This is a genomic window from Citrobacter sp. LUTT5 (assembly GCF_009905315.1).
Taxonomy (GTDB): domain Bacteria; phylum Pseudomonadota; class Gammaproteobacteria; order Enterobacterales; family Enterobacteriaceae; genus Citrobacter; species Citrobacter freundii.
The window spans coordinates 722,012-735,852 of record NZ_CP047606.1 but is presented as its reverse complement, the minus strand read 5'-3'; the positions used below and the strand labels follow the sequence as shown (position 1 = coordinate 735,852).

The window sequence follows — 13,841 nt, the reverse complement described above, 5'->3', positions numbered from 1 at the left end:
CACAGTGACCTGTTTTTGCCCAGTTTTTCATCTCAGTGTGACCTGGTGAACGGGATATTCACCGTGAACCCGCTAGAATAGAAACGTTGTTTCGAAATTCACCTGCACTAAGGAGATCTCATGGCCTGGTTTGCCAATCCTGAACGTTACGAACAGATGCTCTATCGCTACTGTGGGCGCAGCGGTTTGCGCTTACCCGCTCTATCGCTGGGTTTATGGCACAGTTTTGGGCACGTTCAGGCGCTGGATTCACAGCGAGCCCTGTTGCGTAAAGCATTTGATTTAGGCATCACGCATTTTGATTTAGCCAATAACTATGGGCCGCCACCAGGCAGCGCAGAAGAGAATTTTGGCCGATTACTGCGCGAGGATTTTGCACACTATCGCGATGAACTGATTATCTCCACCAAGGCAGGCTATGACATGTGGCCAGGGCCATACGGTTCTGGCGGTTCGCGCAAATACCTGCTCGCCAGCCTCGATCAGAGCCTGAAACGCATGGGCCTCGACTATGTCGATATCTTCTACTCGCACCGCGTCGACGAAAATACGCCAATGGAAGAGACCGCCTCAGCCCTGGCCCACGCCGTACAGAGCGGCAAAGCGCTGTATGTCGGCATCTCATCCTATTCGCCAGAGCGTACGCAGAAAATGGCCGAGCTGATGCGGGAATGGAAAATTCCCCTGCTGATCCACCAACCGTCTTACAACCTGCTTAACCGCTGGGTAGACAGCAGCGGCCTGCTGGATACGCTGGAATCCAATGGCATGGGCTGCATCGCCTTTACGCCACTGGCTCAGGGACTGCTGACGGGGAAATACCTCAACGGCATTCCGGAAGGTTCACGCATGCAGCGTGAAGGGAAAAAAGTTCGTGGGCTGACGGAAAATATGCTGACGGAAGAAAATCTTAACAGCCTGCGGTTGCTCAATGAGATGGCGCAACAGCGTGGACAGTCGATGGCACAAATGGCCTTAAGCTGGCTGCTAAAAGACAACCGGGTGACTTCGGTATTAATTGGCGCCAGTCGACCGGAGCAACTGGAGGAAAACGTTCAGGCGTTGGCGAACCTGACGTTCAGCACCGAAGAACTGGCGCAGATCGATAAGCACGTCGCGGACGGTAAGCTGAACCTGTGGCAGGCCTCATCTGACAAATAGCCGTATGTAACATCGTGCCGGGTGACAGCGTTAGCCTCCCCGGCACGTAATACGGGCCAAACAGTCCCCTTCACACCTCTTCCGCTTTGATCTCCGGGCGTTGATACTCCGGCCACACCAGCGCGACAAGCGCGGGATAAGCCTCCAGACTGAACTCCCTGAAACACTGACGCAGGTTGAGCACGTCCAGGTCGGCATGCGGGACCTTCTCACCGCTCAAACAGCGCTTTTTAATATTGTCGTAATATTTATACACCGCAGAGTTGAGATCGCTACAACGCCGCTGCGCATCAAATAATCCAGGTGTCTCATTCAACTCCACCATTGTCATCCGCTTGATCGTGGAGTGGATAAAATCGATATATTCGTGATTAACGCGCCAATACCAGACCGGCGTAATCGAATTCATCAATACCGAGAAATGGTCCTCGCCTTCTTCTTTACTCAGCATTTCCGGCTGGTTTTCAGAGTGCCCATTTTCGGCATGTCGGTTTTTATTTGCACTGCGCATTAACAAAAGTACCCCGCAGGTCAGCAATAGCAGGGTAATAACAGAATAAAATATACTGTTCATATACTGGCTCCATTTTTTTTGATTTTAAAATTACGCCATGCTATTGTCAACGCGGCCTGGTTTATTTAAAACAACATATCATTGGCATCAAAGGATATTTCAACATGCTTCCCGAGCATCTTGTTCCCTCGCACTTTCACTTATCCAGCCCCGCTACCAATACCAATCCCGTAGATAATAGTGAAAATTTGACTCAGGGAAAGAGAACATTAAGCGATTACGAATCTGATATTTTGATTAGCTCAACGGCTACCGGTCAATCACGAAATATGCTATTTGAAGAGTGCGACCGTCATTTAAAAGAGCGTCTGTTTCGTGCAGCAAAAATTGAGTCATTCTCTCGCCTGCTCAATTCACTACAAGCAGAAGGCGATATTAACGCACAAGAATTAAGTAAAATTTTGACTCAAAAAACAGCCATCATAAATGAACAGGGCAACAAAATTTGGCTTAATTTAATTACGCGTGAAACCAGCGACCCTATTTTTTATTCTCTGGAAGAGAAATAAAATGAAAGATGTTGAGGATAACAATGTTTATTTGGCTTTAGATAACCATAAAAGCGATGAGTTTGTCTTAAAGCAAAATTTAGCCGTGTTGATTGCCAATAAAAACGCGACGCTGGAAAGCGTTGCTCAGGAGATAGTCTCTATTCCCGCTGCACTGGTGCGGATGAAATGGCAAAATCGGCGTGAAATTTACACGCTACAGGCTAAAGAAGAGATCTACGGTGCCGCGATCGAAGCCATTATGGAGCAGCAACCAGAACTGCGGGACAAAATCATGGCCCGACTGGAAAGCACCTACCAGCATATACTCGCACGGGAAACGGCCACCTTACGCCTGACACGAAAGCTGTCTGAAGGGAACTACGAACCCACCAGGATAACCACGGTCGCGTTAGACGAGAACAGATAAGAACAGGTATGCGAGGGAGTTGAATCAGGAGATGCACGCCGGGTAAGGCGGCAACCATTACCCGGCAATGAGGAGGATTACTTCGCTTTCACAGTCTCTTCGCCAACCAGACCAATCTTCAGGAAGCCCGCCTGATGCAGCGTATCCATAACCTTCATCATGGTCTCATAATCAACGGTTTTATCTGCCCTGAAGAAAATGGTGGTGTCTTTCTTCCCATCTGTCAGTGCATTTAACTCGCTAATCATGGTGTCATCCGTCACCTGATTGTTGCCAATAAACATACTTTTATCGGCTTTAACAGATAGGTATACCGGCTTTTCCGGACGCGGCTGCGGCGTGCTGGTGGAGGCAGGAAGATTCACTTTCACATCCACCGTTGCCAACGGTGCGGCCACCATAAAAATGATCAATAAAACCAACATAACGTCGATAAACGGCGTCACGTTGATTTCATGCATTTCACCGTTATCGTCCAGGTTTTCATTAAAGCTCATTGCCATGGAACATTATCCTACACGTAATTTCTGCGCTGCACGTACCGGATGCGCGGATGCGCTTGCGTTCAGGTCCAGATCGCGACTTTGCAGTAACAGCACCTGTGCCGCGACATCACCCAGCATCGCTTTATAGCTGCCAATCTGACGTGCGAAAATGTTGTAGATAACAACCGCTGGAATTGCTGCGACCAGACCAATTGCGGTCGCTAACAGCGCTTCTGCGATACCCGGCGCAACAACGGCCAGGTTGGTCGTTTGAGTTTGTGCAATCCCGATGAAGCTATTCATGATGCCCCATACGGTACCGAACAGACCGACGAATGGAGAGATAGCCCCGATGGTGGCCAGGTATCCGTTACCGCGTCCCATATGACGACCTACCGCCGCCACACGACGCTCCAGACGGAAGCCGGTACGCTCTTTAATGCCTTCGTTATCGTCACTGCCTTCTGACAGTTCCAGCTCGTTTTGCGCTTCGTTAATCAACTGTGCGCCCAGGCTTTTGCCATCGAATCCTGCGGCAATCTCACTTGCCTGATCTAAAGAGCGGGCTTCCGCCAGCAGTTGCTGTTCACGCTTAAGGCGGCGTTTCTGAGTAAAGAACTCAAGGCTCTTACTAAAGAAGATAGCCCAGGTGACCACTGACGCCAAAATCAGCCCAATCATCACGCACTTAACCACGATATCGGCGTGCTGATACATACCCCAGACGGAAAGATCCGTCTGCATCAAATTATTACCCACTCTGTATCTCCAGGACGCAAATCACAAAATCTGAGCGTAATGATATCAAAAAGACGTCGAATTGATAGTCGTTCTCATTACTATTTACATATTGCCGCACCTTTGGTTTCTTTTCCTTGCGCTTACGCAGTAAAAAAGTCACCAGAAGCATTTTGAGATTATTTTCTACTGTATGACCGTTCTGCAGGATGCGTCATCTTTGATTCATGGTAGTTTAGACATCCAGACGTATAAAAACAGGTAAGACAACATGGCAGATAAGCAACTTGAAACCAAGCTCGTTCACGCAGGACGCAGTAAAAAATACACGCTGGGCTCGGTAAATAGCGTGATCCAGCGCGCTTCTTCGCTGGTGTTTGACACCGTGGAGGCCAAAAAGCAGGCCACACACAACCGTGCCAACGGTGCGCTTTTCTATGGACGTCGCGGAACCCTGACGCATTTCTCTCTGCAGGAAGCGATGTGCGAATTGGAAGGCGGCGCGGGTTGCGCCTTGTTCCCTTGCGGTGCGGCTGCCGTTGCCAACACCATCCTCGCTTTTGTGGAGCAAGGCGATCATGTGCTGATGACCAATACCGCCTATGAACCCAGTCAGGATTTCTGCACCAAAATTCTCGGCAAGCTTGGCGTGTCCACCGGCTGGTTCGATCCGCTGATTGGCGCCGATATTGTGAAGCACATGCAGCCGAACACCAAAGTCGTATTTCTGGAGTCGCCCGGCTCTGTCACCATGGAAGTGCATGATGTTCCGGCAATTGTTGCCGCCGTCAGAAGCGTAGCACCTGACGCAATCATCATGATTGATAACACCTGGGCTGCCGGAGTGCTGTTCAAAGCGCTGGATTTTGGCATCGATATTTCTATTCAGGCAGGCACCAAATATCTGATTGGCCATTCCGACGGCATGGTCGGAACGGCGGTATCTAATGCCCGCTGCTGGGATCAACTTCGCGAAAATGCGTATCTGATGGGGCAAATGCTGGACGCCGATACCGCCTATATGACCAGTCGTGGGCTGCGTACGCTGAGTGTACGCCTGCGTCAGCACCATGAAAGCAGCTTAAAGGTCGCCGAGTGGCTGGCCAGCCATCCGCAGGTCGCCCGCGTGAACCACCCGGCACTGCCCGGCAGTAAAGGGCATGAATTCTGGAAGCGTGATTTCACCGGCAGCAGCGGCCTGTTCTCCTTTGTATTGAATAAGAAACTCAATAATGAGGAGCTGGCCGCGTATCTGGATCACTTCAGCCTGTTCAGCATGGCCTACTCCTGGGGCGGTTTTGAGTCGCTGATTCTCGCCAACCAGCCGGAACACATTGCGGCAATCCGTCCGCAAGGCGAGGTGGACTTCAGCGGAACGCTCATCCGTTTGCATATTGGTTTAGAGAATGTTGACGATCTGATTGCCGATTTGGCCGCAGGATTTGCCCGAATCGAGTAAAATTGCCACAGATGGACATATATGCAGACACTTCTGGTGGAAAAGTCTGCAATTGTTGCGTCCGGGATCAAGGCATCCCGGGCAATTCAGGAGTACAATCCACATATAAACGCTGTTCCACAGGAAAGTCCATGGTAGTCATTCAAGATATTGTCTCCGCGCTCTGGCAACACGATTTTGCCGCACTGGCGGATCCGCACGTTGTGAGCGTGGTGTACTTCGTCATGTTCGCCACACTGTTTTTAGAAAATGGCCTGCTGCCCGCCTCCTTTTTACCCGGAGACAGCCTGTTATTACTGGCAGGAGCGCTGATCGCTCAGGACGTGATGAGTTTTTTACCTACCATAGCTATTCTGACTGCCGCAGCCAGTCTGGGCTGCTGGCTGAGCTACATTCAGGGACGCTGGCTGGGCAACACGCGCACGGTGAAAGGCTGGCTGGCGCAATTACCTGAAAAATACCATCAACGCGCTACCTGCATGTTTGACCAACACGGGTTGATGGCGCTGCTTGCCGGGCGTTTCCTGGCGTTCGTCCGTACCTTGCTGCCAACGATGGCGGGCATTTCAGGGCTTCCTAACCGTCGGTTCCAGTTTTTTAACTGGCTGAGCGGACTGCTGTGGGTCACCGTCGTTACCAGTTTCGGCTATGCGCTGAGTATGATCCCGTTCGTCAAACGTCATGAAGATCAGGTGATGACCTTTTTAATGATCCTGCCGATTGCCCTGTTAACCGCAGGTCTGTTGGGAACGCTGTTCGTGGTAATTAAAAAAAAATACTGTAGCGCCTGAGTATTATCCGTATGCCGGAGTCACTCCGGCATTTCATTGATGGCGCACAGCTAGCTTTAAAGCCGACAAGAAATCAACTCCCCTGCATCATACGAATTCTTGCCGCATCTTCCCCCGGCGTTACGCCAAAGAAACGTTTGAACTCCCGACTGAATTGCGATGCGCTCTCATAGCCGACGCGCATTGCAGCCGCACTGGCCTTCATTCCATCGTGGATCATCATCATCCGTGCTTTATGCAGGCGATAGCTCTTCAGATATTGCAGCGGCGAGGTACTGGTCACCGCTTTAAAATTATGATGAAACGCCGATACGCTCATGTTCGCCTCTGCCGCCAGCTGTTCTACATTGAGGTTTTCGGTGTATTTGGTTTCAATCCGCTTGAGTACCCGGCTTATCAAACTGAAATGCGTCTGGCGACTTACCAGCGCAAGTAACGCGCCACCGCGCGGCCCGGTCAGCACATGGTAGAGGATTTCGCGAATGATCTGTTTCCCCAGAATACGCGCATCCAGCGGTCGCTCCATCACATCCAGCAGGCGCTCAGCAGCACAGAGAATTTCGTCTGAGAGCGTCGCGGAGTTAATCCCACTGGCAGCCATAGCGGGCTGGAACAGCTCGTCTTCCCCAATGTCCATCAACAGCTCCTGCAGTTGCAGGATATCGACATTCAGGTAAATACCGGCCAGAGGAACCTCCGGCGTCGCATACGTTTCACATTCGAAGGGTAAAGGTACGGTTAGCAGCAGGTATTCGTTGGCGTCATAGCGAAATACGCGCTCATTAATGTAACCAATTTTATGTCCCGAAAAGAGAAATATGATGCCTGGCTGATACATGACTGGTGTACGCGCCGCCGGCTCCGTACCGTGTAGCAGGCGGACATCTGGCAGCAGTTCGTTAAGTTTATTTTCATTGCTTTTCAGATGCTTAATTTTATCTGTCAGCAGAAGGCAGATCTCATCACGGTTCATGGGTCACCATTTCATTATCGTTTTTCGACCCTGACATAATGCGCAGATTTATCCGTTTTCTCCAGCAGTCTGTAGAAATGGGCAAGACATCGGCAGAAATGAGCATTGAGAGCAGCGCGGCGGGCGACCACAATGTTCATCATCCGGCAGACACTCTCCTGCCCTCTTCTATTACCCACCAAAGGGAACGAGCAATGAACAACTTTAATCTCCATACCCCAACACGTATTTTGTTTGGTAAAGGCGCGATTGCTGAGCTGCGCGATCAAATTCCTCAGGACGCTCGCGTACTGGTTACTTACGGCGGCGGCAGCGTGAAAAAAACAGGTGTCCTGGCACAGGTTCAGGACGCGCTGAAAGGCCTGGACGTGCTGGAGTTTGGCGGTATCGAGCCAAATCCGTCTTATGAAACGCTGATGAACGCGGTAAAAATCGTGCGTGATGAGAAAGTGACGTTTCTGCTGGCAGTAGGCGGCGGTTCCGTGTTGGACGGCACCAAATTCATCGCGGCTGCTGCACAGTACGCTGACGGCATCGATCCATGGCGTATTCTGGAAACCCACGGCAACGACGTAACAAGCGCCATCCCGATGGGCTCCGTATTAACCCTGCCTGCAACCGGCTCTGAATCTAACTCCGGCGCGGTAATTTCGCGTAAAACCACCGGCGATAAACTGGCCTTTATGACCCCGTTTGTGCAGCCAGTATTTGCCGTACTGGATCCGGTTTACACCTACACCCTGCCGCCACGTCAGGTTGCAAACGGCGTCGTGGATGCGTTCGTTCATACCGTTGAGCAGTATGTGACTTATCCGGTCGACGGGAAAATTCAGGATCGCTTTGCCGAAGGCATTCTGCTCACACTGGTAGAAGAAGGTCCGAAAGCCTTGCAGGAGCCGGAAAACTACAACGTGCGTGCGAACGTCATGTGGGCGGCAACCCAGGCGCTGAACGGTCTGATTGGCGCAGGGGTACCGCAGGACTGGGCAACGCATATGCTGGGCCATGAACTGACTGCAATGCACGGTCTGGATCATGCTCAAACACTGGCCATCGTTCTGCCAGCGCTGTGGAATGAAAAACGTGATACCAAGCGTGCCAAACTGCTGCAATACGCAGAGCGTATCTGGAATATCACCGAAGGAAGCGATGACCAGCGCATCGACGCCGCCATTGCCGCAACCCGCGCTTTCTTCGAACAAATGGGCGTACCGACTCGCCTGTCTGACTACGGTCTGGACGGTAGCTCCATCCCGGCGCTGCTGGAAAAACTGCAAGCGCATGGCGGTACGAAACTGGGCGAACATCAGGACATTACGCTTGAGGTCAGCCGTCGGATTTACGAAGCTGCCCGCTAAGGTTTTTTAACCTCCGCCTTTCGTTTTTGGGTATTTATACCAGACTTAAGTCACACCTATGTCACCGGAGTATGTTCCGGTGACAGTCATTAAGGGGAGGAATTATGACCACTCCAACCATTATCAAACTACAGGATGGTAACGTCATGCCGCAACTGGGCCTGGGGGTCTGGAAGGCAAGCAACGAAGAAGTCATCACTGCCATTCATAAAGCGCTGGAAGTGGGGTATCGTTCAATTGATACCGCGGCAGCGTACAAAAATGAAGAAGGTGTCGGCAAAGCAATACGTGACGCAGGCGTGCCACGGGAAGAGTTATTCATTACCACCAAGCTGTGGAATGATGACCAGAAACGCCCCCGGGAAGCCTTGCTCGAAAGCATGGAGAAACTCCAGCTTGATTACCTCGATCTGTACCTGATGCACTGGCCAGTTCCGGCGATCGACCACTACGTTGAAGCGTGGGAAAACATGATCGACCTGCAAAAAGAAGGGCTGATTAAGAGCATCGGCGTGTGCAACTTTCAGATCAACCATCTCCAGCGGCTGATGGATGAAACCGGCGTACCTCCGGTGATTAATCAGATAGAACTTCACCCGCTCATGCAGCAGCGCCAGCTGCACGCCTGGAACGCCACACATAAAATCCAGACCGAATCCTGGAGCCCGCTGGCGCAGGGCGGCAAAGACGTCTTCGATCAAAAGATAATCCGTGACCTCGCAGAGAAATATGGCAAATCACCGGCGCAGATTGTCATCCGCTGGCATCTGGATAGCGGCCTGGTGGTGATTCCGAAATCGGTCACCCCTGCGCGTATCGCAGAAAACTTTAACGTCTGGGACTTCCGCCTGGATAAAGATGAATTAGGCGAAATCGCGAAACTCGATCAGGGCAAGCGTCTGGGGCCAGACCCGGACCAGTTGGGCGGTTAACCCCTTCCCTCCAGCCCGACACTCTCGTCGGGCCTTTACTGATTTGAAATATCAGGAAACAATTCACGCACATATATTGTTGTATTTCTTGCAGTCACTGGAGCAGCATTGCGCAACATAACCTGTTAATTATCAAATAAATATATTTATTTGATGAATGTATTCACCATATCCATAGGTGCGTAACCGTGACTGAGAAAAAAGGTAGCGGAGTCAAATGGCTCCCATTAATTCTTATAACATTCATTTCTGCCGGGCTGTGGCAACTTACCCCTCCATCCGGGTTAAGTGCGCCAGCCTGGCATTCGGCAATTATCTTCGTTGCGACGATTGCTTCTATCGTGGCAAAAGTTTTACCCATCGGCGCGGTCGGCATTATTGGGATTACGGTTTTTGCACTCGCCTATGCGGCCGGGGATAAAACCGCCAGCGGCGCTATCACCACAGCGCTAAGCGAACTGAACAGTTCACTTATCTGGCTTATCGTCGTGGCTTTTATGATTGCCCGCGGTTTTATCAAAACTGGCCTCGGACGACGCATTGCGCTGCAGATGATCCGTCTGCTCGGCAAGCGCACGCTGGGACTCGCCTATGGTCTGGCTTTTGCCGATCTGATCCTCTCCCCGGCAATGCCGAGTAATACAGCACGCTGCGGCGGCGTCATCTATCCGATTGCCGACTCTCTGGCACGCAGTTTCCATTCGAACCCGGAAGATGAGTCCCGCAGTAAAATCGGTACCTTTCTTATCACCTGCATTGGCAACGTCAACGACGTCACCGCCGCGCTCTTTATGACCGGTTATACCGGCAACCTGTTGGCGGTGAAGTTGGCGGCCAATGCGGGCGTCACGCTGACCTGGGGCAGCTGGTTTATGGCGGCGCTGCTGCCATGCCTTGTGTCCTTACTGCTGGTTCCACTGCTGGTCTACTGGATCGTGCGCCCGGAAATAAAGCACACGCCGGATGCCCCGAACCTGGCGCGCAAAGAGCTGGCTGAAATGGGCAGCATGTCTCGCGGCGAATGGCTGATGCTGGTTACCGTCGGCGTACTGCTGGTGCTGTGGATTTTTGGCGATACGTTAGGCGTCGACGCCACTACAGCCTCGTTCGTGGGACTGTCCATTTTATTGCTAAGCGGCGTTCTGAGCTGGGAAGATGTGAAAAGCGAGAAAGGCGCATGGGACACGCTGATTTGGTTTGCCGCACTGCTGATGATGGCGAACCAGCTGAAAAAACTAGGTTTCACTACCTGGTTTGGCAATCTGATCGGCGATAGCCTGAGCAGTACTATGCACGGTACCAGTTGGGTGATCGTCCTGTTGCTGCTGAATGCCGCCTACTTCTATACCCACTACTTTTTTGCCAGCGGTAATGCACAGATTGCCGCGCTGTACGCCGTTTTCCTCGGCGTCGGACTGCATCTGAATATCCCCGCAGCCCCCACGGCGTTAATGCTGGCCTTCACCAGCAGTTTGTACTGCTCGCTCACCCAGTACACCCACGCTCGCGGTCCAATCCTGTTTGGCGCCGGGTACGTTCCAACGGGCGTCTGGTGGCGCACAGGATTTATCATCAGCCTGTTTAATCAGGCGGTCTTTATTACCGTGGGTCTGATGTGGTGGAAGGTGTTGGGTCTGTACTAAACTGACTGCGTCCTGACGAATACCTTACCTACGGAGAAAAGGAATGACCTGTATTTTCTGTCAAATTGTTGAAGGTAAAGCACCCTGCCATAAGGTCTGGGAAGACGAGCACCATCTGGCTTTTCTGTCAATTTTCCCGAACACCGACGGTTTTACCGTGGTGATCCCGAAAAAGCATTACCCCAGCTATGCCTTCGATATGCCGCCGCAGGCTTTGGCTGACCTGATGATGGCAACCCAAAAAGTGGCTAAGAAACTGGATAAGGCTTTCCCGGATGTCAGTCGTACGGGGATGTTCTTCGAAGGTTTCGGCGTAGACCATGTGCACAGCAAATTAAGCCCCATGCACGGCACTGGCGATCTAACTCACTGGAAACCGATTGAGTCGCGGCAGACCAAATTTTTCGAGCAATATGAAGGGTATCTGTCATCACACGATCATGAACGGGCGGATGATGCAAAACTGGCCGCATTAGCGGCCAGAATTCGTGAGGCATAAATACTGAGCACTTCTGCCGGATGGCGGTGCAAGCACCTTATCCGGCCTACAAAACTGTGCTGCTCGTAGGCCTGATAAGCATTTCACCACCGGGCAAAGCAAATTAACGTCCCGCTACTTTCCCGCGTTTTTTGTTTGCGGCAGGGGTCTGGCGCTGGTGCGCCACCGGGGTGTGCTTGGTCAACGCCGGACGGGTATGACGATTCTGGCGACGTGCTTCGCGCATCTCTTCCAGCGTAGGCGCCGGAACCAGACATTCACGACGACCGCCGATCAGATGCTTTTTACCCATGTCTTCCAGCGCCTGGCGGATTAACGGCCAGTTAGCTGGATCGTGGTAACGCAGCAGGGCTTTATGCAAACGGCGCTGCTTATCACCTTTCGGCACCACCACGTCTTCACTCTTATAACCAATTTTACCCAACGGGTTTTTGCCGGTGTAATACATGGTGGTCGAGTTTGCCAGCGGCGACGGATAGAAGTTCTGTACCTGGTCGAGACGGAAACGATGCTTCTTCAGCCACAGCGCCAGATTCACCATATCCTCGTCACGCGTACCCGGGTGCGCGGAGATGAAGTACGGGATCAGGTACTGTTCTTTACCCGCCTGTTTAGAGTAGGTATCGAACAACTCCTTAAAGCGATCGTAGCTGCCCATCCCCGGCTTCATCATCTTCGACAGCGGGCCTTCTTCAGTATGCTCTGGCGCAATCTTCAGATAGCCGCCAACGTGGTGGGTCGCCAGTTCTTTGATATAGCGCGGATCTTCAACCGCGATGTCATAGCGCACACCGGAAGCAATGAGGATCTTTTTAATGCCTTTCAAATCACGCGCCCGGCGATAAAGGTTAATCGTCGGTTCGTGGTTGGTATCCATATGCGGACAGATATCCGGGTAGACGCATGACAGACGACGGCAGGTCTGCTCCGCACGCGGTGACTTACAGCGCAGCATATACATGTTCGCCGTTGGGCCGCCGAGGTCGGAAATCACGCCGGTAAAGCCCGGAACGGTGTCGCGAATGGCTTCGATTTCATTGATGATCGAGTCTTCAGAGCGGCTCTGGATGATGCGGCCTTCGTGCTCGGTGATCGAACAGAACGAACAGCCGCCAAAGCAGCCACGCATAATGTTGATCGAGAAACGGATCATCTCATAGGCCGGAATGCGGCTGTCGCCATACGCCGGGTGCGGCACGCGCTTGTACGGCAGCGCAAAGACGCTATCCATCTCTTCGGTAGACAGCGGAATAGCTGGCGGGTTGATCCAGATGTAGCGATCGCCGTGTTTTTGCATCAGCGCACGCGCGCAGCCAGGGTTGGTTTCGTGGTGCAGGATACGCGACGCATGCGCATACAGTACTTTGTCGCCCTTCACTTTTTCGAAGGATGGCAGCAGCACGTAGGTTTTTTCCCACGGTTTCGGGCGCGGCGGCTGTACGGTTACCGCTTTCGCTTCCTGCTTTTTCGGTGCGACCGGTTTGTTGTCAGCACACGGCAGATCTTCGCCGTACGGATGCGGGATCGGATCAATCTTGCCCGGCGTGTCGAGACGCGTGGAATCCACGCCACTCCAGCCCGGCAGCGCTTCTTTAACCATAATCGCGGTGTTACGCACGTCGCGGATCTGATCGATGGTTTCGCCCATCGCCAGACGATGCGCCACTTCCACCAGCGGACGTTCGCCGTTGCCGAACATCAGCATGTCGGCTTTGGAATCCACCAGAACAGAGCGACGAACGGTATCGGACCAGTAGTCATAGTGCGCGGTACGGCGCAGGCTGGCCTCAATGCCGCCGAGAATAACCGGCACATCTTTCCATGCTTCTTTACAACGCTGGGTATAGACCAGCGTGGCGCGGTCCGGGCGTTTACCTGCTACGTTGTCTGGTGTGTAGGCATCGTCATGGCGCAGTCGGCGATCTGCGGTGTAACGGTTGATCATCGAGTCCATGTTGCCTGCGGTCACACCAAAGAACAGGTTCGGTTTACCCAAACGCATAAAATCGTCTTTGTTGTTCCACTCCGGCTGGGCGATAATCCCTACACGAAAGCCCTGCGCTTCCAGCATACGGCCGCATATTGCCATGCCAAAGCTGGGATGATCGACGTATGCATCGCCGGTAACCAGAATGATGTCGCAGCTATCCCAGCCAAGTTGGTCCATTTCATCGCGTGACATCGGCAAAAACGGTGCCGGGCCAAAACAGGCAGCCCAGTACTGCGGCCAAGAGAAAAGGTCTCTGTCCGGCTGGATCAGGGATATTGCGCTCATAATGCTTCCAAAAATGGTAAAAAAATAATCAAAGG

General features: G+C 52.3%; 14 protein-coding genes. 9 read left to right on the top strand and 5 right to left on the bottom strand.

What is annotated here, in order from left to right; genetic code table 11:
* The first annotated feature begins 120 nt into the window (after positions 1-120).
* Positions 121-1,161 carry an aldo/keto reductase gene (locus GUC46_RS03555; RefSeq protein ID WP_003024497.1) on the top strand — a complete coding sequence of 347 codons (1,041 nt, stop codon included), beginning with the start codon at positions 121-123 and terminating at the stop codon, positions 1,159-1,161.
* A gap of 70 nt (positions 1,162-1,231) precedes the next feature.
* On the opposite strand, the gene GUC46_RS03550 is transcribed toward GUC46_RS03555, so the two are convergent.
* Complete coding sequence (locus tag GUC46_RS03550) at positions 1,232-1,735, bottom strand: ESA_00282 family adhesion-associated protein (protein ID WP_003024499.1); 504 nt, start codon at positions 1,733-1,735, stop codon at positions 1,232-1,234.
* A 104-nt stretch (positions 1,736-1,839) separates the two neighbouring features.
* Here GUC46_RS03550 and GUC46_RS03545 point away from each other — a divergent pair, with 104 nt between their 5' ends.
* Together GUC46_RS03545 and GUC46_RS03540 are read left to right on the top strand one after the other, a co-directional pair.
* Positions 1,840-2,244 carry a hypothetical protein gene (locus GUC46_RS03545; protein WP_003024501.1) on the top strand — a complete coding sequence of 135 codons (405 nt, stop codon included), beginning with the start codon at positions 1,840-1,842 and terminating at the stop codon, positions 2,242-2,244.
* Between the two features lies 1 nt (position 2,245).
* The gene (locus GUC46_RS03540) at positions 2,246-2,653 is read left to right on the top strand and encodes a hypothetical protein (protein WP_003838178.1); all 408 of its coding nucleotides are present in this window, start codon (positions 2,246-2,248) and stop codon (positions 2,651-2,653) included.
* Between the two features lie 77 nt (positions 2,654-2,730).
* Here the strand turns inward: GUC46_RS03540 and exbD are convergent, their stop codons facing one another.
* Positions 2,731-3,156, bottom strand: coding sequence for a TonB system transport protein ExbD (gene exbD / locus GUC46_RS03535; RefSeq protein WP_003024505.1), 426 nt, complete (start codon positions 3,154-3,156; stop codon positions 2,731-2,733).
* Positions 3,157-3,162: 6 nt separating this feature from the next.
* Positions 3,163-3,897 carry a tol-pal system-associated acyl-CoA thioesterase gene (exbB, locus tag GUC46_RS03530; protein WP_003024507.1) on the bottom strand — a complete coding sequence of 245 codons (735 nt, stop codon included), beginning with the start codon at positions 3,895-3,897 and terminating at the stop codon, positions 3,163-3,165.
* Positions 3,898-4,147: 250 nt separating this feature from the next.
* On the opposite strand from exbB, the gene metC reads away from it, so the two are divergent.
* Positions 4,148-5,335 (top strand): cystathionine beta-lyase, encoded by a 1,188-nt coding sequence (gene metC, locus GUC46_RS03525; RefSeq protein WP_003024509.1) that lies wholly within the window; start codon positions 4,148-4,150, stop codon positions 5,333-5,335.
* Positions 5,336-5,466: 131 nt separating this feature from the next.
* Entirely contained in the window at positions 5,467-6,126 is a 660-nt protein-coding gene (yghB, locus tag GUC46_RS03520) for a DedA family general envelope maintenance protein YghB (RefSeq protein WP_003024510.1), read from the top strand.
* A gap of 73 nt (positions 6,127-6,199) precedes the next feature.
* On the opposite strand, the gene GUC46_RS03515 is transcribed toward yghB, so the two are convergent.
* Positions 6,200-7,099 (bottom strand): AraC family transcriptional regulator, encoded by a 900-nt coding sequence (locus tag GUC46_RS03515; RefSeq protein WP_130715114.1) that lies wholly within the window; start codon positions 7,097-7,099, stop codon positions 6,200-6,202.
* A gap of 194 nt (positions 7,100-7,293) precedes the next feature.
* Here GUC46_RS03515 and yqhD point away from each other — a divergent pair, with 194 nt between their 5' ends.
* The 4 genes from yqhD (at position 7,294) to GUC46_RS03495 (ending at position 11,531) form a co-directional block, all read left to right on the top strand.
* On the top strand, positions 7,294-8,457 hold the full coding sequence (gene yqhD / locus GUC46_RS03510; RefSeq protein ID WP_003838168.1) for an alcohol dehydrogenase: 1,164 nt from the start codon (positions 7,294-7,296) through the stop codon (positions 8,455-8,457).
* 104 nt (positions 8,458-8,561) lie between these two features.
* A complete protein-coding gene (gene dkgA, locus GUC46_RS03505) occupies positions 8,562-9,389 on the top strand; it encodes a 2,5-didehydrogluconate reductase DkgA (RefSeq protein ID WP_160179752.1) in 828 nt (275 codons plus the stop codon).
* Positions 9,390-9,577: 188 nt separating this feature from the next.
* Positions 9,578-11,032, top strand: coding sequence for a DASS family sodium-coupled anion symporter (locus GUC46_RS03500; protein ID WP_016150982.1), 1,455 nt, complete (start codon positions 9,578-9,580; stop codon positions 11,030-11,032).
* Positions 11,033-11,075: 43 nt separating this feature from the next.
* Positions 11,076-11,531, top strand: coding sequence for an HIT family protein (locus GUC46_RS03495; RefSeq protein WP_003024529.1), 456 nt, complete (start codon positions 11,076-11,078; stop codon positions 11,529-11,531).
* Positions 11,532-11,634: 103 nt separating this feature from the next.
* Here the strand turns inward: GUC46_RS03495 and GUC46_RS03490 are convergent, their stop codons facing one another.
* On the bottom strand, positions 11,635-13,806 hold the full coding sequence (locus GUC46_RS03490; RefSeq protein WP_160179750.1) for a YgiQ family radical SAM protein: 2,172 nt from the start codon (positions 13,804-13,806) through the stop codon (positions 11,635-11,637).
* Positions 13,807-13,841 lie beyond the last annotated feature (35 nt).